This window comes from Variovorax sp. 10N420 (genome assembly GCF_056394705.1).
In genome coordinates this window covers 759114-778649 of record NZ_JBFTIJ010000001.1, presented here as the reverse complement: position 1 = coordinate 778649, position 19536 = coordinate 759114, and the positions used below count along the sequence as shown (strand labels likewise).

Genomic DNA, 19536 nt, shown 5'->3' with positions numbered 1-19536 from the left:
GATCACCCACGGTATGACGCAGGTACTGATTTCTCTCTCATCATTCGGCGCTGCCGAAATCGGCCGCCATGGCCAGCTCTGGTGCGCGCAACTTGCCAAGGCGGCCGGCGCCGACAGTGTCGAAGTGCGCGGCGAGATGCTGCGCGACCCTGCGACCGAACTCCCTGCGCTGGCGGGTCTGGCGTCGGTGTATTCGAGCCCTGAGGGCCTCTGGGCAGAAGGCGGGTGGCTCGACAGCGCAGCGCTGGCGCGGGGCATTGCAGCCGCCACGAGCGTAGGTGCCAAGCGGCTGAAGATGTCGATCGGCGCTTTCGGCTCGTCGTCGCACGGCTCGCTGTGGGGCCTCAAGGTTCAATTGGCCGAGACGCGCATCGAACTCGTCATCGAGAACGATCAAACCGTTTCTGCCGGGACGCTGCCCGCATTGCAAGCGTTCTTCGATGCTGCCGATCATGCCGGGCTCGATCTGGGCATGACCTTCGACATGGGCAATTGGCACTGGGTCGGCGAATGCCCCCTGCAGGCAGCTCAGGCGTTGGGACGCCGGGTGCGCTACGTGCATTGCAAGGGTGCGCAGCGCCTTCCGGCCAAATGGGTCGCTGTCCCTCTGGCCGAATCCGCGGCGCCTTGGCGGGCCGTGCTGCGCGCGCTGCCTGCCGACGTTCCCCACGCCATCGAATATCCGCTGATCGGCGACGATCTCCTGGCCGTCACGCGCGACCAGATCGCGCAGATCCGCGCCGCACGCGCCACGCCGTGAAGTCATGACCAATACCGAGTTCGATGTTGCGCTGTTCGGCGAAGCCATGTTGCTGCTGGTGGCCGATCAGCCCGGCCCGATCGAGAACGCCACCGCGTTCCACAAACGCACGGCCGGTGCGGAAACCAACGTCGCCATCGGCTTGTCTCGCCTCGGGCTCAAGGTCGGCTGGGCCAGCCGACTCGGCACTGATTCGATGGGCCGCGCGCTGCTCGCCGCCATGAAGGGCGAAGGCATCGATTGCTCGCACGTCATCTCCGACGCGACGCAGCGCACGGGCTTCCAGTTCAAAGGGCGCGTGCTCGACGGCAGCGATCCGCCGGTCGAATACCACCGCAAGGGCTCCGCCGCGAGCCACATGGGTCCCGGCGATGTCGATGAGGACTGGCTACGCTCCGCGCGCCACCTGCACGCGACAGGCGTGTTCGCAGCGATCTCGGACACCAGCCTGCCGGCCGCGATCAAGTCGATGGACGTGATGCGCAGCGCCGGCCGCACCATTTCGTTCGACCCCAACCTGCGGCCGACGCTCTGGTCGTCGACGGAGACGATGCGGCACTGGATCAACGAGCTCGCTTCGCGCGCCGACTGGGTCCTGCCGGGCATCGAGGAGGGCCTGATCCTCACCGGCGAAACGACGCCCGAAGGCATCGCGAAGTTCTATCGAAGGCTGGGCGCGAAGCTGGTGGTGGTCAAGCTGGGTGCGGGGGGCGCCTACTACGACAGCGACGTCGCTGGCGTCGGGCTTGTCGAAGGTTTTCCGGTCGCGGAAGTGGTCGATACCGTCGGCGCCGGAGACGGCTTTGCTGCGGGTGTCATCAGCGCGCTGCTCGAAGGCAAGTCAGTGCCTGATGCGGTTCGGCGCGGCGCCTGGATCGGCGCACGTGCGGTGCAAGTGCTCGGCGACACCGAAGGATTGCCGACGCGCGCTCAACTCGAAGAGGCTGGCATCGAAGGCTCCCAGGGGGCGGCAGCCGCCTTGGGGCGGCCCGGCGGCGGTTGGACTCGCAAGAAGGTTCTCGTCTTTCGCGAAATCCCGGACGATCAACTGGCTCGCCTGCAAGCCAGGCACGACGTTACCGTTGCCAATCCGCGCGTGCCCGCGCAGCTTGGGGCCTTCGATGCTGCGCTTGCGGAAGCGCAGGGGTTGATCGGCTCCAGCTATCCGATCGACGATGCGCTGCTCGCGCGCGCACCCAAGCTCGAAGTCGTGTCCAGTGTGTCGGTCGGTGTCGACAACTACGCGCTGCGGTCGATGCACGCCCGCGGGATCATGCTGTGCCATACGCCCGGCGTGCTCGATCAGACGGTGGCTGATACGGTGTTTGCACTGCTCATGGCGACCAGCCGTCGCGTTGTGGAGCTTTCAAATCTTGTTCGCGAGGGCGCCTGGACCAAGAACATCGGCGAAGACCTGTTCGGCTTCGACGTGCATGGCAAGACTCTGGGGCTACTGGGCTTTGGCCGCATCGGCCAGGCGATCGCGTGGCGCGGGGCCTTGGGCTTTGGCATGCCGGTGCTCTATCACTCGCGCCGGCCGGTCGATCTTGCCGCGCACGCGCCCGAACTGCAGGGGCGGGCAACTCACACGCCGCTCGATGCACTGCTTGCCCAGTCCGATTTCGTGGTCGCCATGCTGCCGCTGTCGGACAGCACGCGCGACATGATCGATGCCAAGGTGTTCGGCGCGATGAAGCCGGGCGCCATCTTCATCAACGGCGGTCGCGGTGCGACGGTTCGCGAAGATGCGCTGCTCGCGGCACTCGACCAAGGCACGCTGCGCGCCGCGGGCCTCGACGTGTTCGCGGCGGAACCACTGCCCATGGGTTCGCCGCTGCGTACCCATCCGCGCGTGACGCCATTGCCGCACATCGGCTCGGCAACGCACGAGACGCGCCACGCCATGGCCGAACTTGCCACCACCAATCTGCTTCGCGCACTGGCGGGCGAACGGCCGCTTGCCGTCTACGACACGGCTTCGGCTTGACCGCGCCAATCCCGATGCAGCGAACGGGGCGCGCGACCATTGCCGACGTGGCCAAGGCGGCCGGCGTTTCGAAGGCCACGGTCTCGCGATTCCTGAACCATCGGGAGCGATTGCTGAGCCCCGACATCGCGGTGCGGGTCGAAGCCGCCGTTGCGCAACTCGACTACACGCCGAGTCCGATGGCGCAGGCGCTGAGCCGGGGCCGCTCGCGACTCATCGGGTTGATCGTCGCGGACATCACCAATCCTTATTCGGTGGCCGTGTTGCGCGGCGCCGAGAAGGCCTGCCAGGATGCCGGCTACCTCGTGATGCTGTTCAACCTCGGCAACGATGTCGATCGCGAGCGCGAGGCGATCGACGCGCTGACGGGCTATCAGGTCGATGGCTTCATCCTCAACACACTCGGCCGCGGTGCCGGCCTCGTCGACGCCGATGCGCTGCACGGAAAGCCGGCGGTGCTCGTGGACCGTCGTCATGCCGGCATGCACACCGATTTCGTCTCGCTGGACAACGTGGACGCGATGAAGTCCGCGTGCGGCCATCTCGTCGACGGCGGCTTCCGCGAATTGCTGTACATCACTGAGCCGTTGAAAGGCGTGAGTTCGCGGCGCGAGCGCTCTGCGGCCTTCGGCGCCTGCATGAAGGCGCATGAGCCGCGTGTCTCCGGCGAGGTTTTCGAATGTGCCGGGGAAGACAGCGAGGGTCTCGACGCCGCGTTGCGTGCGCTGCACAAACGCGCTCGCCGTGGCCGCCGCGCTGCCGTGCTGGCTGGCAACGCGGTCGTGACACTGCGCGTTGCCACGGCCATGGCGCGGCTCGGATTGCGCTTCGGTGCGGACGTGGGCTTCGTCGGTTTCGACGACCCGGAATGGGCTCCGCTCATCGGGCCTGGGCTCACTGCTGTCGCGCAGCCGACCGATGCGATCGGCCGCACCGCCGCTGCTTGCCTGATCGAACGGCTGCAAGGCTTGGAGGGTCCGCCGCGGCAGCTGTTGCTGCCTGGCGAACTGGTGATTCGAGGCTCGTCGAGCCCGGTTTAAGACTCCACCAGCGCAAGCACGCGCAGCGGACTCCCCGAGCCTTCCTGGATCTTCAGCGGCGCCGACACGATCAGCGCTCCGGTCGGAGGAAGCTGATCGAGGTTCTTCAGGCACTGCAGCCCATACCGGTTGGCCCCGTGCATCAGCGTGTGGCATGGGTAGGGCACCGGCCAGCCGTAAGACTGACCGGCGTCGGTGTTGATGGTCTCCACGCCGAAGCCGTGCACGTTCCGCTCGCGGATCAGCCATTCGACAGCCGCCTGGGTTGGCCCCGGCGTGTGGGCGCCGTCTTCGCGCATGTTGACGAACGAAGCGGGATCACTGAGCCTCTTGGACCAGTCGGTGCGAAAGAGCACCCAGGCGCCTTCCGGAATGCGACCGTGGGTGGCTTCCCAGGCCTGGAGGAATTCGACCGTGAGCAGCCAGTCGGGGTTGCCCGCTACTTCGGCGCTGGCGTCGACGACGACTGCGGGTGCGATGAAGTTGTCAGGCGCGATGGTGTCGACCGTGTTGCTCTCATGGTCCTTGCCCGTGACCCAGTGCGCGGGCGCATCGAAGTGCGTTCCGGTGTGCTCGCCGCAAGAGAAGTTGTTCCAGTACCAGCCGGGGCCGGCCTCGTCGTAGCGCGAGATGCGCTCCATCTTGAACGCTGCCACCTGGCCGAACTGCGGCGGCAGTTGCAGGGGAGGAAAGTCTTCGCTCAAGGTGTGCGTGAGGTCGATCGTGCGAATCGTCTGGTTGCGCATGGCCTGCGCGAGTTCAGTCAGGATGGTCATCGGGTCCTCTGAAGAAAAAAGAGAAATCAAACGCTGCGCCGCGCGGTCACTTCGAGTTCGACCTTGGCGCCTTCGACGGCCAGGGCGCTGCAGAGTGTGGTGTTGGCCGGACGGTTGCCGCCGAAGCGTCGCCGCAGCACGTGGCTGACTGCGATGACATCGCCTCGATCCGGAATATAGACGCGTACGCGGACCACGTCAGCAAGGCTGGATCGCGCCTGGGCGAGTGCGTTTTCGATGGTGTCGAGAGCGACCTCGCACTGTTGCTCTGCGGTGGCGGGAAACTCGCCGGTCGCGAAGTCCTGTCCCAGCGTGCCGGAGACGAAGACCCACTCGCCGTCGATCACCGCGCGCGAGTAGCCGGCCAGTTCTTCCCAGCGCGAGCCGCTCTGGATGAATTCGCGTGCCATGCCAGAGGCTTCGGTCATTGCGGCTTGAAGCCCGACTCGCGGATCACTTTGCTCCAGGTGCGGTTGGCGTCGATCACCCATTGCGCGACCTCGCGGCCCGGCGCCGGATCGACCTCATTGCCCATCTTGGCGAGCCGTTCCTGCAGTTCGGGCTCCGCGAGCACGGTCTTCACCGCCTTGTCGAAAGACTCGACGAATTCCGGCGACATGCCCTTGGGGCCGAAGAAGGCCAGCCATGGATTCTTGTCGATGCCGCTGAAGCCGAGTTCATGGAAGGTCGGGATGTCCGGCGCCGTCTTGCTGCGTTCCTGGCCCGAACTGGCGAGGATGCGCACCTTGCCGTTGCGGTGGTACTCGATCAGCTCCGTCATGGAGGCAATGCCGATGGGGATCTGTCCGGCCAGCAGGTCCTGCACCATGGGCGCGCCGCCTTTGTACGGCACCGAGTTCATCGTCACGCCAAAGGACTTGCCGATGATGTGGCCGATGAACTGCGGCACGCTGCCGGCCGCGGGCACGCCGTAGTTGGCTTCGTTGGGGTGCGCCTTCACCCAGGTGCCGAGTTCGGCCATGCTTTTGACCCCGATGGCGGCGCTGACGGCAAGCACGTTGTAGTAGCCCGCCACGCCAGCCAGCGCGGTGAAGTCGTTCACCGGGTCGTAGCCGGCGGCGGCGACGGTAAGGGGAATGATCACCTGCGTATGGTCGATCGACAGCATGATCGTCGAGCCATCCGGGGGTGCCGCCTTGAGCAACTGCGCGGCAATCTGACCGCCGGCGCCGGGCTTGTTGTCGATGACGAAGACCTGTCCATTCATGGCTTTGCCCAGCTTGTCGACGATGGCGCGCGCGACGACGTCTGTGGCCCCGCCGGGAGGAAAGCCGACCAGCACGCGGATCGGGCCGCTGTAGGGCTTCGTCGCGGCGAACAAGGGTGACGAGAGCGTTGGCGCGAGCAGGGCGGCGGTGATCGCCTGGCCGAAGTGACGTCGTTTCATGGCTTCTTCCTCGTGGTGTCAATGAACTGGCGGTGCGATACGCGGTGCTATGCGCGGTGCTTCACTAGATCGAGCCGCGCCTGGATCAACAGCACCTCGACCTCGTGGCATCGGACGAGGCGCAGCCAGCGGTCGTCGTCCATGCCGGGCGTGCGCGACGCATGGAGGCTGATTCGGCAGCATTCGTTGTCTTGGCCGAAGATGGTGCCGCGCTCGACCACTGCGCTGATGCGCGGGCTCAAGGCATCAGGCGAACTGCCGACGTGATAGACCACCGTGAGCTGCGCAGCGTCTGCGACAGGGCGGACCCAGCTCGGTTGATCGTCGAACAGCGAGTGGCCCTGAACCACGTCGCCGCCGACCGACCTCGTCTGCCAGCAGCCCATCGCCCATTGGCCAAGTTGCAAGCCGTCGGCAAGAAATGCCAATGCGGCATCCGCGGGCACCCGGCAGACGGCCGAAGCGCAATGGGTTGAGGACGGATGTATGGCCATCAGCGAGTCAGGCGCGCCAGTTCGCGCAGTGCGCCGACGACGTCGTCTGCGGTGTTGTAGAAGTGCGGGGCGATTCGGATCACGTCATTGCGCGCTGAGACAACGTAGCCCCCTTGAAGCATCTGTGCCTCGACCTGAGCGGCATTGGGGATGCGGATTGCCGTGTTCGCGCCCTTGGCTGAAGGCATTGGCGGGCTCGCCACCGACAGGCCCAGGCGCGCAGCCTCTTCGAGCGCAACCGCGGACAGTTGCGCGAGGTAAGCCTCGATGGCGGGCACGCCGATCTCGTTGAGCAGGCCGATGCTGGCGCGCGCCACGCTCGCGCACATCATGGGCGGTGTACCGGTGTTGAAGCGCTGTGCACCGGCGGCGAAGTCGAGCTTTCCGGGATCGAATTCGAACGGGTTCACGCGGCCGAACCAGCCGGTCACTGTCGGCGTGAGCTGCTGGGCCAGTTCGGGCCGGACATAGAGAAAAGCGATACCCGGAATTCCGAGAAGGTACTTCTGTGCACCGGCGGCGAGCACGTCGACGTCCTGCGCGCGGACGTCGATGGCGATCGATCCGGCGGACTGGTAGGCGTCGACAAACTGAATGGCGCCGCGCTTGCGCGCCTCGCGTCCAGTGGCAGCAATGTCGACGATCTGCCCGTCATAGAAGCAGGCGTGCGAGACCGATACCAGCGCCGTCTGCGTGTCGATGGCGGCGGCAATGCGGCGCGTCGAATCTGTGCTGCCGGCATGGCCCTGCACGAAGCGCACTTGCGCGCCGCGCGGCTGCTGCGCCAGCCACACGTGGCAGAGCGATGGGAAATCGAGCGTGGTAGTGACGATGTCGCGGCGATCGCCCTCGAAACGGATCGCCGAAGCGATCGTCGATGCCGCGTCGGACACGCTGCCCAGCACGGCGATGTCGTCCGCATCGGCATGGATCATGCGAGCGAACTCGGCGCGCGCCAATGCCACCTGATCCATCCAGTAGCCCCAATCGGCGCCGCGCCGCACCCAGACGTCGAGGTATTCGTCGATCGCCTGCTTGACCGGCAGGCTGAGTGCGCTTTGTGAGCAACTGGACAGCTGGATCACGTTGTCCAGGATAGGGAAGAGCTTCCGGTACGAAGAGAATGGATGTTTCATGAACTTGCCTTGTGCAACGACAAGGCCTTGAGGCGATGAACAAGATTGCCGAGATGGCAGCTTCCCCTTCGGCATGGATCGAGGTGCCGCACTTCGGCTGGAACACGCTGGTCGCGGACGGTGCGCCCACGGTGTCGTTTCGCAAGGGGGAAACCCTGTATTCGCAGGGCGAGCCCGTCACGCACGTGTATGTGGTGGAAGAGGGCCGGGTGCGGCTGGTGCTGCTGTCGGAGGCCGGCCACGAGAAGCACATGGCGATCGTCGGCACGCACGGCATGGTCGGGGAGTGCAGCGCGTTTCTCGATGGCCGCCACTCTGTCAGCGCCGTCGCATCGTCCGACGTCATCGCGCGCCAAGTCGAGCGCGCGACGCTTTTGCAGCACATGGAACGCGATCCGGAATGCCTGCGGCAAGTGCTCTGGCTGATGAGCGTCAAGCTGCGCGTGCTGGCAAACCAGAACCTGCTGCTGAGCCAGGCGACAGCGGCCCAGCGGGTGATCCATCATCTCGTGCAGCTGGCCGACACGTATGGGGAGGTGCATGCGGCGGGTGTTGCCATCCGCATCTCCTTCACCCACCAGGAGATGGCCAACATCACGGGCCTCAGCCGCGTCATGACGTCGAACGTGCTGATCCAGCTTCAGGACGGGGGGCTGATCGAGATGGCCAAGTCGCATTGCGTGATTCGCGATATGCAGGGGTTGAGGCGTCGTGCGCCGGGTTTGTGAAGCGGTGAAGGCTTGCAGGCCAGTTTAGGAATGCGTCTGTGAGCCGTATGTCAACGGCTTTACATCGGCCTAAGTTTTTTTGGGGGCCGGGCTTTCGGCCCTTTCGACTGTCCTTGTCGTCGTTTCGTCCGAACAGCGCATGTCTTCGCCGCAATGTCAGCTTCCTTCTGCCAGCAGGCAGCTTTAGAGTTTCCTCAGCGCTCAAGAAAGTCGCGCGAGGAGGTCTCATGAACGCTTTCAATCCTCTGATCAACAAGGTGCTGGTGTTGGGGGCCGGCAAGGTCGGCACCACGGTGGCAGACATGCTCGCCGAGTACCACCACCTGCCGGTCACGCTGGCCGACCGTGTCCATCCGCCGCACGACCTGAGTGATGGGTTCGTGTCACGCGCGATCATCGACGTCGAGAACGAGCCGGCGCTCTCAGCGGCTGTCGCAGCTCACGACGTGGTGATCAGCGCGCTGCCCTTCTATCTGGCCGCGCCTGTTGCCGCCGCAGCCCGCGCCAACGACGTTCACTATTTCGACCTGACGGAGGACGTGGCTGCCACGGGCGCGATCCGTGCCATGGCTGTCGGCGCGAAGTCGATCTTCATGCCGCAAAGCGGGCTCGCACCCGGCGTGATCGGAATGCTCGGGAGTCACCTGGCTGGGCGCTTCGACGAACTCTACGACCTGCGCTTGCGCGTGGGCGCGCTCGCCCGTCATGCAACCAACGGCCTGCGCTACAACTTCACCTGGAGCATCGACGGGGTCATCAACGAATACTGCCAGCCGTGCGCGGCCATCGTGCAGGGAAGGCCAGTCTCGGTGCAGCCGCTGGAGGGCAACGAGACGCTGGTGCTCGATGGCGACACCTACGAAGCCTTCAACACCTCGGGCGGGTTGGGGACGCTCTGCGAGAGCCTCGCTGGCAAGGTACGGAATCTCGACTACAAGACGATCCGCTATCCCGGCCACCGCGATGCCATGGCCTTTCTGCTGCACGATTTGCGGCTGATCGAGCGCCGCGACCTGCTGCGACAGGTGCTCGACCAGGCCGTGCCGCACAGCCGCGAGGACGTGGTGATCGTGTTCGCATCGGCATCCGGCTTGCGAGGCGGACGCTTTGAGCAGGAAACCCGCATGGCACGCATCCACGGTGGGCGGCTGCGCGGCGTGGAGCGCACTGCCATCGAGCTGGCGACCGCGGCAGGCGTGGTCGGTGTGTTCGAGTTGCTTCGCAAGGGGCGTTTGCCGGCGAGCGGATTTGTCGGGCAGGAACAGGTGGAACTCGAAGAGTTCCTCGCGACGCGTGTCGGCGGTTGCTATGCCGCGCTGAGCTCGTTGCAAAACGGCGCGGCACCAGCGAGCACCCATCGCAGCCCGAGCTTCGCTCATACTTGGCCGCCACAGGCGCGGCGTCGCGCGAGGAAGGAGCCCAGCGCATGAATGATCTCCACGACATCTTCAAGCGAAGCGGAATCGCCGCGCACGAGCTTTCCGGCGGCACGCTGGCCGTGCGCTCGGCGGTCGACGGCGCCGGACTTGCCCGCTTGCACGAAACACCGATGGCGTCCATGCCGGACGTGATCGCGCGTTCGGCCGCCGCCTTTCGCAAGTGGCGCGAGGTGCCGGCGCCTGCACGCGGCGAGCTGGTCCGGCTGTGGGGCGAAGAGCTGCGTAGCGCAAAGGCCGACATCGGTCACATCGTGTCGGTCGAGGTCGGCAAGATCGCCCAGGAAGGCCTCGGTGAAGTGCAGGAGGGCGTCGACATCTGCGAATTCGCGCTCGGCTTGTCGCGGCAGCTTTACGGCAAGACCATCGTCTCGGAGCGGCCCGGGCACCGCATCATGGAGCAATACCACCCGCTGGGGCCGGTGGCGGTCATCACGGCTTTCAACTTTCCCAGCGCAGTTTTCGCGTGGAACGCGGCCATTGCGCTGGTGTGCGGCGATCCGGTGATCTTCAAGCCTTCGGAGAAAGCGCCCTTGTCAGGGCTCGCGACGTTCAGGGCCTTGGAGCGCGCCATCGTGCGATTCGGCGATCGCGCGCCGGAAGGACTCGCGCAGATCGTCGTCGGCCGTGCGGCACAGGCGCAGGCACTCGTGGATAGCGTAGACGTCGCGCTCGTGTCCGCGACGGGATCGACCCGAATGGGCCGCGAAGTCGGGCCACGCGTCGCCGCGCGCTTCGGCCGCCGCATTCTCGAACTCGGTGGCAACAACGCGATGATCGTGACGCCTGCCGCCAATCTCGATATGGCGTTGCGGGCGATCCTGTTCAGTGCGGTGGGCACAGCGGGGCAGCGCTGCACGTCGCTGCGCCGGCTCATCGTCCATCGCACAGTCAAGGACGCTCTGCTTGCGAAGCTGCTTTCGGCCTATGAAAGTCTGCGGATCGGGCATCCGCTGGAAGAGGGCACGCTGGTCGGCCCGTTGATCGACGAGGCGGCCTACGACGCGTTGCGGCGAGCTATCGACGATGTCGAGGTGCAAGGCGGTCGCATCCTCACGGGCGGTGATCGCGTGCTGGCCGACCGCTTTCCGAAAGCCTTCTACGTGCGTCCGGCCATCGCCGAGATGCCGATGCAAACCGAACTGGTCCGCCGTGAAACTTTCGGGCCGTTGCTCTATGTGCTCGGCTACGACGATCTCGATTCGGCCATCGCCATGCACAACGATGTTCCGCAGGGGCTGTCGTCGTGCATCTTCTCGAATGACTTGCGCGAGGTGGAGCGCTTCATCTCGGCGTCGGGGTCGGACTGCGGCATGGCGAACGTCAACATCGGCCCGAGTGGTGCGGAAATCGGCGGTGCGTTCGGCGGCGAGAAGGAAACCGGCGGTGATCGCGAGAGCGGCTCGGATGCATGGAAGCAATACATGCGGCGCACGACCAACACCATCAACTTTTCGGCCGAGCTGCCGCTGGCACAGGGCATCCGGTTCGGGTGATCGTCCCAATCAACCTGGTGGCGGCACCGCGCTGCGGCGGTCGATCTTTCGGCTGAGGACCACCGAGGTGTGGGTGTGCTGAATTCCTTCGATCTGACCGATGCGGTCCAGCAGCGCATCGAGCTGTTCGTTCGTCTCGCACCGCAGGAAGACCATGTAGTCATACGGACCGCTGACTGCCGAAAGCTCCTCGACTTCGGGAAGGAGTTCAAGCGCTCGAACGACGGCAGCGCCAGTCTTCGGAGCCACCACGAGACCGCAATAGGCGCGCACCGCCGCGCGTTCGAGCCGCTGGCCGAGCCGCACGCCATAGCCGGCGATCACGCCTTCGCGCTCCAGCCGCGCGATGCGCGCAACGACAGTGGTTCGCGCCAGCTTGAGCTTGCGCGCCAGCGTTGCCGCCGGCTCACGTGCATTGGCCTGGAGCAGGCTCAGCAGATGGCGATCGGTGTCGTCCAAGACGGTCCAGAAAGGATGCGGCTTCAGTCCAGTTCAGCGATCAGATCGATTTCGACGCACGCGCCCATCGGGACCTGAGCGACGCCAAAAGCGCTGCGGGCATGGGCGCCTTTTTCGCTGCCGAAGACTTCGGCCAGCAATTCGCTCGCGCCGTTGGTCACGAGGTGCTGCTCGGTGAAGGTGCCGACGGAGTTGACCAGGCTCATGACCTTGACGATGCGCTTGACCTTGTTGAGGTCGCCGATGGCCGCGTGCAGTGTGCCGAGGAGATCGATCGCGATGGCACGCGCCGCCTGCTTGCCCTCCTCTGTGGTGAGCGTGGCGCCAAGTTGCCCCACCCATGGCTTGCCGTCCTTCTTGGCGATGTGGCCCGAGAGGAAGACCAGCTTGCCGGTCCGCACGAAAGGAACGTACGCTGCGGCAGGCGCCGACACGGGCGGCAGGGTGATTCCGAGGCTGGAGAGTTTGTCGTAGATGCTCATCAAGGCTCCTGGTTCTGGGATAGGGATTGGGCTTGTGTCTGGGATTGCGATTGTGTTTGCGTTTGCGTTTGCGTTTGCGCGACCTGCGCGGCTTCCTCCCGGCGCTCCTCCAGCGGCAGCACCGTGACGCCGACGTGCAGCGTATGCCGGGCGCCGCCGTGCAGCACGCCCCGCATCGGCGACACGTCGGAGTAGTCGCGGCCGATGGCCAGCGTCACGTAGTCTTCACCCGGCTGGCGGCCGTTTGTAGGGTCGAAATCGGCCCAATCGCCTGGGCCGTCTTCGCCCGGGAGATACACCGAAACCCACGCGTGCGAAGCATCGGCGCCGACCAGGCGCGGCTCGCCGGGCGGCGGTTGAGTAAGCAGATAGCCGCTGACGTAGCGCGCCGGCAAGCCCAGCGTGCGCAGGCAGGCAATCATGATGTGCGCGAAGTCCTGGCACACGCCCTTGCGCTGCGCCAGCGCCTCGATGGCGGGCGTGCTGATCTCGGTGCTCTCCGCGTCGTAGATGAAATCGTCGTACATGCGCATCGTCAGGTCCATCGCGGCATCGAAGGCCGGTCGGCCGGCCGGAAAACTGGCGCGCGCATAGGCTGCGAAGTCGTCATGGCGCGGCACGTAGCGAGAAGGGAAGACGAATTCCGATGCCGCGTCGTAGCTCGAATCCTTGACGTAGCGGAAGCGCTCCCGCACTTCTTCCCATGGCAGGTCGCGCGCCACGGCGGACGAAAGCGCCGGCTCCGAGGTCTCGACCACGCTCTCTGCCGTGACGATGAGTTCCTCGTGCGTCGACTCGAGCGCAAAGAATGCGCGCGTGTTGCCGTAGACGTCGGGCGATTCGCTGCTTTGCGCGGGCGTCGGACTGATGGTCAGGGCGTGGCTCACCAGCCGCTGCGACGCCGTGCTCATGGGTTTGAGGTGCGCGAGGTGCTGCGCCGTCTCCACCGGCGGCGTGTAGTCGTAGCGCGTCGAATGCGTAACGTGTAGCAGCATGGTCAGACTCCCACGGACCGCACGGATTCTGAAGTGAGCGTGAAGTAGCGCGTGCCGATCGCGTCGGACACGTGATAAGCGGCCGTCTCGCAAGCGGTAAACAGTTGGACCAGCGCAGGATACTGCCCTTCAGCCCCGGCTTCGCACAGCCGCTCCAGCTTCCATTCGTCCGGGTCGGGCAACTCGTAGGACAGCGCGGTAAGCCTGTCCGGCGCGCTGCCCGCCAATTTGGCGATGCGCTTGCGCAGTGTTTGCGCGACCCACGCCAGGGAGCGTGGGTTGTCGCCATCGAGCACCAGAAGGTCGACCAGTGTGGCGACATCGCGTCGCTGCTGATAGCGTGCGTGGAAGGTGATCGTGCTGTCGAAAAGCGCCACCATCGCCTCGAAGCCGCTCACTTCGTGGACCGAGCCTTGCTCGAATCCCGCCGTCAGCGCGCTCGCCAGGAACGCCAGCCGTTCGATGTGCCGCCCAATGGACAGCAGGCGCCAGGCGTCGTCGCGGGTCATGCGGTCGGTCTGGGCGCCGGTCATGGCCGAAAGCGCGCTGCTGGCCGATTCGAGCAGGCGCAGCGCGGCGCTGGCCTCGTAGCCGGCCTCGCCTTTTTCGCCGGCTTGCTCCGCGCTGCGGCGAAGGAAATCGCTCTCCGCGCGAACGATCTGGTTCCAGTGGTCCTGCGACAAGCGCTCGCGCACCGCAGCGGCGGCCTGCCGGATGCAGCGCAGGCTGTAGCCGACGCTGCCGCCCTGGTCGACATCACCCAGTTCGGCAATGAGCGCGCGTTCGAACACGCGGCGCGACTTGGGAAGGCTCGGCACACCGCGCGGCACCAGCGCATTGCGCAGCGCCAATTGGTGCAGCCAGAGCAGCAGGGCGTGGGACGACGCGTCTTCGCCGCCGAGCAGATCGAGCGTCACGCGCGCGAGCCTCACCGCGTTTTCCGCGCGTTCGGTGTAGCGGCCGAGCCAATACATGTTTTCCGCCGCTCGGCTGGTGACGGGCGCGCGGTGCCGCGCCAGCGATGCCGGCGTGGCGTGCGGCTGCAGCCGCGTGGTCCGGTCGACTTCACCCAGCGTTTGTACCCAGACGTCGGCACTGCTTCCGCCGCGCTGCATCGAAGCGATCTGCGCATCGCGCCCCGCCAGCCGGGCGAGCCCGCCAGGCAGCACGCGCCACGAACGCGGCCCATCGCTGACAGCGAAGACGCGCAGCAACACCGATCGCGGGGCGATGTGGCCGCGGCCGAGATCCTGCGTCCACGTCGGCATTTGCGAGAGCGGCAGGTAGCTTTGCACCGTGTGCTCGTCCCCTTGGCGCATGATGCGGCCCGCCCATTCGTCCAGCTCGCGGCGGGCCATGCGGCTGCCGAGCACGGCGTCGAAACTGGTGTGCGAATCATCGCCGGGATAGGTGGACTTGATCGCGCAGTCGGCCAGTTCCGGCAGTACCGCTTCCATGGCGGCGCGTTCGCCGCACCACCAGGTCGGCAGCGCGGGCAGTTGCAGCTTTTCGCCGATGAGGCGGCGCGACAACGCGGGCAGGAAGCCGAGCAGCGCCGGCGATTCGAGAAAAGCCGAACCAGGCATATTGGCCACCAGCACGTTGCCTGCGCGAATGGCCTGTAGCAGGCCCGGCACACCCAATGTCGAATCCGGCCTCAATTCCAGCGGATCGAGAAACTGGTCGTCGAGCCGCTTGATGAGCCCATGCACCGGCCGCAGCCCCTGCAGCGTCTTCAGGTAGAGCCGCTGGTCGCGCACCGTCAGGTCATTGCCTTCGACGAGCGTCACGCCCAGGTAGCGCGACAGGTAAGCGTGCTCGAAGTAGGTTTCGTTGTAAGGCCCCGGCGTCAGCAAAGCGATGTGCGGCGGCTGGCCGGCCGGGCACATCTGCTGAAGGCCCTCCATCATCGCGTTGTAGGTCGCGGCAAGGCGCTGTACCTGCAGGTTCTCGAAAGCCTGCGGAAACTGGCGTGCGATCGCGAGCCGGTTTTCAAGCAGGTAACCGAGGCCGGAAGGCGCTTGCGTGCGCTGCGAAACCACCCACCAGTTGCCGTCAGGTCCACGGGCAAGGTCGAAGCCGGTGATGTGCAGCCAGGTGTCGCCCGGCGGCGTGACGCCATGCATGGACCGCAAATAGCCCGGATGCCCCTGGACCAGTGCGGGCGGCAGCAGGCCTTCGGCCAGCAACTGCTGCGGCCCGTAGACGTCGGCCATCACCCGGTCGAGCACGCGCACGCGTTGCTGGATGCCGGCCTCGATCTGGGCCCAACTCTCCGGCGAGACGATCAGCGGAAAGAGGTCGAGCGACCAGGGCCGCTGTGGGCCGTTGGCATCGGCATAGACGTTGTAGGTCACGCCGTTGTCGCGAATCTGCCGTTCGAGGCTGACGGCCCGCCGCGGCAGATCGTCGAAGCCGTCGGGGCCGAGATGCTCGAAGAAGTCGGTCCAGGCGGGGGCGAGGGAGGCTTGCTGGCGGGGAGCGTTGTCGTCCTCCTCGGCGGCGGAAGCGCCGGCGGGAATGGATGCGGCATCGTGAAGCGGCGCAGGCGCCGATGGCGCACCGGTGCGATGCGTGCTTTCGGGTGTGGCTGCCCCTCGCAGTTCGTCGAAGTGGCCCGGCGAAGCCGGGGGAGCTAGCGCGGAAGCCAATTCGGCTGGCGCGTCGAGCGCTTGCGCGTCGAAGAGGGATTCGTTCTGTGGGTCCACGGCGTGATTGTCACTCGCCCCCAGGTTGCCCGCACTTCGTGTCGGGCGCCCACCCCCTGCCGGGGGCAATACCAGCGGCCCGGCGAAGCCGGTTCCGCGGTATTCCTGGCCTTAGCGGCGTAGGTCCAGCGTGAAGGGGAACTCGCGGCTGCCGGCGATTTCGATGGTGGCCGGCGGCGTGCTGAGCAAGCCCGGCGTGTGCCCCATGCGCGAGAAGCGCGAATGCCGCCGGCTTTCGGCCTCGTAGGCGTTGACGGGAAAGGTGTCGTAGTTGCGCCCCCCCGGATGCGCCACGAAGTACTGGCAGCCGCCCAGCGACCGCTTCATCCACGTGTCGACCAGATCGAAGGTCAACGGAGCGTGCGCGCCGATGCTCGGATGCAGCGCCGAAGGCGGGTTCCACGCCTTGTATCGCACCCCCGCCACGAACTCGCCCGTGACGCCGGTCGGTTGCAGTGGCAGCACCTTTCCATTGACGGTGACGACATGCCGGCTCTCGTTGAGCCCCGTGACGCGCACCTCGATGCGTTCGAGCGATGAGTCGACGTAGCGCACCGTACCGCCTGCAGAGCCTTCTTCGCCCATCACGTGCCACGGTTCCAGTGCATTGCGCAGCGACAGCTCGATGCCCATCGCCTGCACCTGGCCGACCAGCGGGAAGCGGAATTCGAAGTGCGGCGCGAACCAGTTGGCGTCGAAGGCGAAGCCCGCCTGACGCATCTCGCTGATGACGTCGTCGAAGTCCATCTTCACGAAGGTCGGGAGCAGGAAGCGGTCGTGCAGCTCGGTGCCCCAGCGGGTGGCCGGCGCCGCGTAGGGTGCATCCCAGAAGCGGGCGATGAAAGCGCGCAGGAGCAGTTGCTGCGCAATGCTCATGCGCGCATGCGGCGGCATTTCGAAGGCGCGCAATTCAAGCAGGCCCAGCCGGCCGGTGCTGGAGTCCGGCGAATAGAGCTTGTCGATGCAGAACTCGCTTCGGTGCGTGTTGCCGGTGACGTCGACGAGGATGTTGCGCAGTGTGCGGTCGACGAGCCAGGCCGGCATGTTCTGCCCGTAGATCTCGCGGTTACGCGCGATTTCCTTCAGTGCGATTTCGAGCTCGTAGACCTGGTCGTTGCGGGCTTCGTCCACGCGCGGCGCCTGGCTGGTCGGGCCGATGAACATGCCCGAGAACAAATAGCTCAGCGATGGGTGGTTGTGCCAGTAAAGCAGCAGGCTTGCGAGCAGTTCGGGCCGGCGCAGGAAGGGGCTGTCCGTCGGCACGGCGCCGCCCAGCACGAAGTGGTTGCCGCCGCCGGTGCCGGTGTGACGGCCGTCGGTCATGAACTTCTCAGCCGACAGGCGCGTCTCGAAAGCCGCGTTGTACAGAAACTCCGTGTGCTCGACGAGTTCATTCCAGCTGTGAGCCGGATGGATGTTGACTTCGATCACGCCGGGGTCGGGCGTGACCTGGAGCATCTTCAGGCGGGGATCGCGCGGCGGCGGATAACCTTCCATCACGATCTTCACGCCGAGTTGTTCTGCAGTCGCTTCAACGGCCGCGACGAGGTCGAGGTAGTCCTCCAGGCGCGCGAGCGGAGGCATGAAGACGTAGAGCACGCCCGAGCTGTCGCCGACCTTTTCGGCGGCGGGTCCGTTGGCGCGACGCGGATCGCGCACCTCGACGCACAGTGCCGTGCGCGTGACCCAGTGGGCCGACTCGCCGCGCCGGGGATGCCGCGCGCCGGGGTCTTGCGTCGCGCCTCGTTGATCGGCGCCTTCACCAACCGGGCTCTGCATGCGCAGTGTGGCCGGGCCGGCATCGGGATGGCCGAAGGCGTAAGGCACGGCGCCACGGTCGGCATCCGGTGCCGCGGGCGCGGTGGCATACCGCGCCCTGAAGTCGGCAGCGGTAGGCAGACTGCCGCGCGGTGCGGTCGGATCGCGCTCGACGAGATACGGGTAGTCGCCCTTGCTGGCCCACGGCTGCGAATCGAGCGGAAGGCGGTAGCCCATCGGCGAATCGCCGGGGATCAGGTACATGCGGTCGTCGCGCAGGAACCAGGGTCCGGTCTTCCAGCCGGGGCCTGCGAGCGCGGGGGCATCGGCGTCTGCATTCGAGGCCTCGATGGGCAGCATGTAGCCGATGACGGCATCGAGTTTCTGGGTGAACACGCGGCGCAGGCGCACGCGTTCCATCTCGTCTTCGAGCTTGGAATCGAAAGGATCGACGTTGACCGGCAGCCGGCGCTCGCGCCAGAGGTAGTAGTAGACGTCTTCGTAGCCGGGCTGGATGTAGCGTTCGGTCAAGCCGAGGCGATGGGCCAGCATGGTCGTGAAGCGGCGCGCATCTTCGCTCGTGTAGTGCGTGGGCGTGCGCTCGTCGGCAAACAGATCGGGGTTGTGCCACAGCGTTTCGCCGTCGGCGCGCCAGAAGATCGACAGCGCCCAGCGCGGCAACTGCTCGCCCGGATACCACTTGCCCTGCCCAAAGTGCAGGAAGCCGCCCTTGCCGTATTCGGCGCGCAGCTTGTGCACGAGCTCGGTCGCGTAGAAACGCTTGGTCGGGCCGAGGGCGTCGGTGTTCCATTCCGGCGCATCGCGGTCGCTGGTCGCAACGTAGGTCGGTTCGCCGCCCATGGTGAGTCGCACGTCGCCGGCTTTCAGGCGCTTGTCGACCGCTTCGCCGAGCGCGAGCACCTCGGCCCATTGCTCCTCGGTGTAGGGCTTGGTCACGCGCGGCGATTCGTGGATGCGCGTGACGTGCATTTCGTGGCCGAACTCGACCTCTGCGTCGTCCACCACGCCTTCGATGGGCGCCGCGCTGGAAGGCGTGGGCGTGCAGGCGAGGGGGATGTGCCCTTCGCCCGCCAGCAAGCCGGATGTAGCGTCGAGCCCGATCCACCCGGCGCCGGGCAGGTAGACCTCGCACCATGCATGCAGATCGGTGAAGTCGACCGTCGTGCCGCTCGGGCCGTCGAGGGCCTTCACGTCAGGTGTGAGCTGGATGAGATAGCCCGACACGAAGCGCGCCGCCAATCCGCAATGGCGCAGCAGTTGCACCAGCAGCCAGCCAGAGTCGCGGCACGAGCCGGAACCGCTGGCGAGCGTCTCTTCCGGCGTCTGCACGCCGGGCTCCATGCGGATCAGATAGTTGACGTCCTGCTGCACCTGCTGATTGATGCCCACCAGGAAATCGATGGTGCGCTGTTCCTTGCGCTCGATCTTTTCCAGATACGCCTGCACCAGCGGCGTGGCTTCGTCGGCGACGAGGTAGGGCGCAAGCTCCTGTGCCTGTGCCTCGGTGTACTTGAAAGGGAAGTTTTCGGCCTGCGGCTCGAGGAAGAAGTCGAAAGGGTTGTAGACCGCCATTTCGACCACGAGATCGACGGTGACCTTGAATTCCCGCGTTTTCTCGGGAAACACCAGCCGCGCCAGGTAGTTCGCGAAAGGGTCCTGCTGCCAGTTGACGAAGTGCTGCTCGGGCTCGACGCGCAGCGAATACGAGATGACGTTGCTTCGGCAGTGCGGCGCAGGGCGCAGGCGAATGACCTGAGGCCCTAGTTGCACCGGACGGTCGTACTTGTAGTGGGTGACGTGGTGGAGGGCGGCGTGAATTGACATTCTTTTTCCGTGCGTCGAGCGTGCCTCG

At 66.0% G+C, this 19536-nt stretch carries 16 protein-coding genes and 1 pseudogene; 7 read left to right on the top strand and 10 right to left on the bottom strand.

Annotation, left to right across the window (positions count from 1 at the left end; translation table 11 throughout):
- The first annotated feature begins 13 nt into the window (after positions 1–13).
- The 4 genes and pseudogenes from AC1DEK_RS03575 (at position 14) to AC1DEK_RS03560 (ending at position 3787) form a co-directional block, all read left to right on the top strand.
- Positions 14–760: a sugar phosphate isomerase/epimerase family protein gene (locus AC1DEK_RS03575; protein WP_478123804.1), complete on the top strand. Its 747-nt coding sequence runs from the start codon at positions 14–16 to the stop codon at positions 758–760.
- 4 nt (positions 761–764) lie between these two features.
- Positions 765–1712 (top strand): annotated as a pseudogene (locus tag AC1DEK_RS03570) (sugar kinase); the annotation flags it as partial.
- Positions 1713–1739: 27 nt separating this feature from the next.
- Positions 1740–2747 (top strand): 2-hydroxyacid dehydrogenase, encoded by a 1008-nt coding sequence (locus AC1DEK_RS03565; protein ID WP_478123993.1) that lies wholly within the window; start codon positions 1740–1742, stop codon positions 2745–2747.
- Between the two features lie 14 nt (positions 2748–2761).
- Positions 2762–3787 (top strand): LacI family DNA-binding transcriptional regulator, encoded by a 1026-nt coding sequence (locus tag AC1DEK_RS03560; RefSeq protein ID WP_478123992.1) that lies wholly within the window; start codon positions 2762–2764, stop codon positions 3785–3787.
- On the opposite strand, the gene AC1DEK_RS03555 is transcribed toward AC1DEK_RS03560, so the two are convergent.
- The 5 genes from AC1DEK_RS03555 to AC1DEK_RS03535 all read right to left on the bottom strand — a co-directional run bounded on the left by AC1DEK_RS03555 (position 3784) and on the right by AC1DEK_RS03535 (position 7601).
- A complete protein-coding gene (locus AC1DEK_RS03555) occupies positions 3784–4563 on the bottom strand; it encodes a cyclase family protein (RefSeq protein WP_478123803.1) in 780 nt (259 codons plus the stop codon). The two genes, AC1DEK_RS03560 and AC1DEK_RS03555, sit on opposite strands and share 4 nt — an antisense overlap.
- A gap of 26 nt (positions 4564–4589) precedes the next feature.
- Entirely contained in the window at positions 4590–4973 is a 384-nt protein-coding gene (locus tag AC1DEK_RS03550) for a RidA family protein (RefSeq protein WP_478123802.1), read from the bottom strand.
- 14 nt (positions 4974–4987) lie between these two features.
- On the bottom strand, positions 4988–5971 hold the full coding sequence (locus AC1DEK_RS03545) for a Bug family tripartite tricarboxylate transporter substrate binding protein (RefSeq protein ID WP_478123801.1): 984 nt from the start codon (positions 5969–5971) through the stop codon (positions 4988–4990).
- A gap of 47 nt (positions 5972–6018) precedes the next feature.
- On the bottom strand, positions 6019–6399 hold the full coding sequence (locus AC1DEK_RS03540; protein ID WP_478123800.1) for a hypothetical protein: 381 nt from the start codon (positions 6397–6399) through the stop codon (positions 6019–6021).
- 65 nt (positions 6400–6464) lie between these two features.
- On the bottom strand, positions 6465–7601 hold the full coding sequence (locus tag AC1DEK_RS03535; protein WP_478123799.1) for an aminotransferase class V-fold PLP-dependent enzyme: 1137 nt from the start codon (positions 7599–7601) through the stop codon (positions 6465–6467).
- A gap of 35 nt (positions 7602–7636) precedes the next feature.
- Here AC1DEK_RS03535 and AC1DEK_RS03530 point away from each other — a divergent pair, with 35 nt between their 5' ends.
- The 3 genes from AC1DEK_RS03530 (at position 7637) to amaB (ending at position 11261) form a co-directional block, all read left to right on the top strand.
- Positions 7637–8329, top strand: coding sequence for a Crp/Fnr family transcriptional regulator (locus AC1DEK_RS03530; protein ID WP_478123798.1), 693 nt, complete (start codon positions 7637–7639; stop codon positions 8327–8329).
- Positions 8330–8556: 227 nt separating this feature from the next.
- Positions 8557–9759: a saccharopine dehydrogenase family protein gene (locus AC1DEK_RS03525; protein WP_478123797.1), complete on the top strand. Its 1203-nt coding sequence runs from the start codon at positions 8557–8559 to the stop codon at positions 9757–9759.
- Positions 9756–11261 carry an L-piperidine-6-carboxylate dehydrogenase gene (gene amaB, locus AC1DEK_RS03520; RefSeq protein ID WP_478123796.1) on the top strand — a complete coding sequence of 502 codons (1506 nt, stop codon included), beginning with the start codon at positions 9756–9758 and terminating at the stop codon, positions 11259–11261. The genes AC1DEK_RS03525 and amaB overlap by 4 nt, the downstream gene beginning before the upstream one ends.
- A gap of 9 nt (positions 11262–11270) precedes the next feature.
- Here the strand turns inward: amaB and AC1DEK_RS03515 are convergent, their stop codons facing one another.
- From AC1DEK_RS03515 to AC1DEK_RS03495, 5 genes are all read right to left on the bottom strand, one after another.
- A complete protein-coding gene (locus tag AC1DEK_RS03515; protein ID WP_478123795.1) occupies positions 11271–11720 on the bottom strand; it encodes an Lrp/AsnC family transcriptional regulator in 450 nt (149 codons plus the stop codon).
- Positions 11721–11743: 23 nt separating this feature from the next.
- Positions 11744–12202, bottom strand: coding sequence for a RidA family protein (locus AC1DEK_RS03510; RefSeq protein ID WP_478123794.1), 459 nt, complete (start codon positions 12200–12202; stop codon positions 11744–11746).
- Positions 12202–13197, bottom strand: coding sequence for a transglutaminase family protein (locus AC1DEK_RS03505; RefSeq protein WP_478123793.1), 996 nt, complete (start codon positions 13195–13197; stop codon positions 12202–12204). The genes AC1DEK_RS03510 and AC1DEK_RS03505 overlap by 1 nt, the downstream gene beginning before the upstream one ends.
- Before the next feature lie 2 nt (positions 13198–13199).
- Entirely contained in the window at positions 13200–15905 is a 2706-nt protein-coding gene (locus AC1DEK_RS03500; RefSeq protein WP_478123792.1) for a circularly permuted type 2 ATP-grasp protein, read from the bottom strand.
- Positions 15906–16016: 111 nt separating this feature from the next.
- Positions 16017–19508: a transglutaminase family protein gene (locus tag AC1DEK_RS03495; RefSeq protein ID WP_478123791.1), complete on the bottom strand. Its 3492-nt coding sequence runs from the start codon at positions 19506–19508 to the stop codon at positions 16017–16019.
- Between the last annotated feature and the right edge of the window lie 28 nt (positions 19509–19536).

Excerpts from the sequence above, each read along its gene's own strand:
- AC1DEK_RS03575 (WP_478123804.1), top strand. The coding sequence starts at position 14 with ATGACGCAGGTACTGATTTCTCTCTCATCATTCGGCGCTGCCGAAATC.
- AC1DEK_RS03560 (WP_478123992.1), top strand. The coding sequence starts at position 2,762 with ATGCAGCGAACGGGGCGCGCGACCATTGCCGACGTGGCCAAGGCGGCC.
- AC1DEK_RS03555 (WP_478123803.1), bottom strand. The coding sequence starts at position 4,563 with ATGACCATCCTGACTGAACTCGCGCAGGCCATGCGCAACCAGACGATT.
- AC1DEK_RS03550 (WP_478123802.1), bottom strand. The coding sequence starts at position 4,973 with ATGGCACGCGAATTCATCCAGAGCGGCTCGCGCTGGGAAGAACTGGCC.
- AC1DEK_RS03545 (WP_478123801.1), bottom strand. The coding sequence starts at position 5,971 with ATGAAACGACGTCACTTCGGCCAGGCGATCACCGCCGCCCTGCTCGCG.
- AC1DEK_RS03535 (WP_478123799.1), bottom strand. The coding sequence starts at position 7,601 with ATGAAACATCCATTCTCTTCGTACCGGAAGCTCTTCCCTATCCTGGAC.
- AC1DEK_RS03530 (WP_478123798.1), top strand. The coding sequence starts at position 7,637 with ATGAACAAGATTGCCGAGATGGCAGCTTCCCCTTCGGCATGGATCGAG.
- AC1DEK_RS03525 (WP_478123797.1), top strand. The coding sequence starts at position 8,557 with ATGAACGCTTTCAATCCTCTGATCAACAAGGTGCTGGTGTTGGGGGCC.
- amaB (WP_478123796.1), top strand. The coding sequence starts at position 9,756 with ATGAATGATCTCCACGACATCTTCAAGCGAAGCGGAATCGCCGCGCAC.
- AC1DEK_RS03510 (WP_478123794.1), bottom strand. The coding sequence starts at position 12,202 with ATGAGCATCTACGACAAACTCTCCAGCCTCGGAATCACCCTGCCGCCC.
- AC1DEK_RS03505 (WP_478123793.1), bottom strand. The coding sequence starts at position 13,197 with ATGCTGCTACACGTTACGCATTCGACGCGCTACGACTACACGCCGCCG.
- AC1DEK_RS03495 (WP_478123791.1), bottom strand. The coding sequence starts at position 19,508 with ATGTCAATTCACGCCGCCCTCCACCACGTCACCCACTACAAGTACGAC.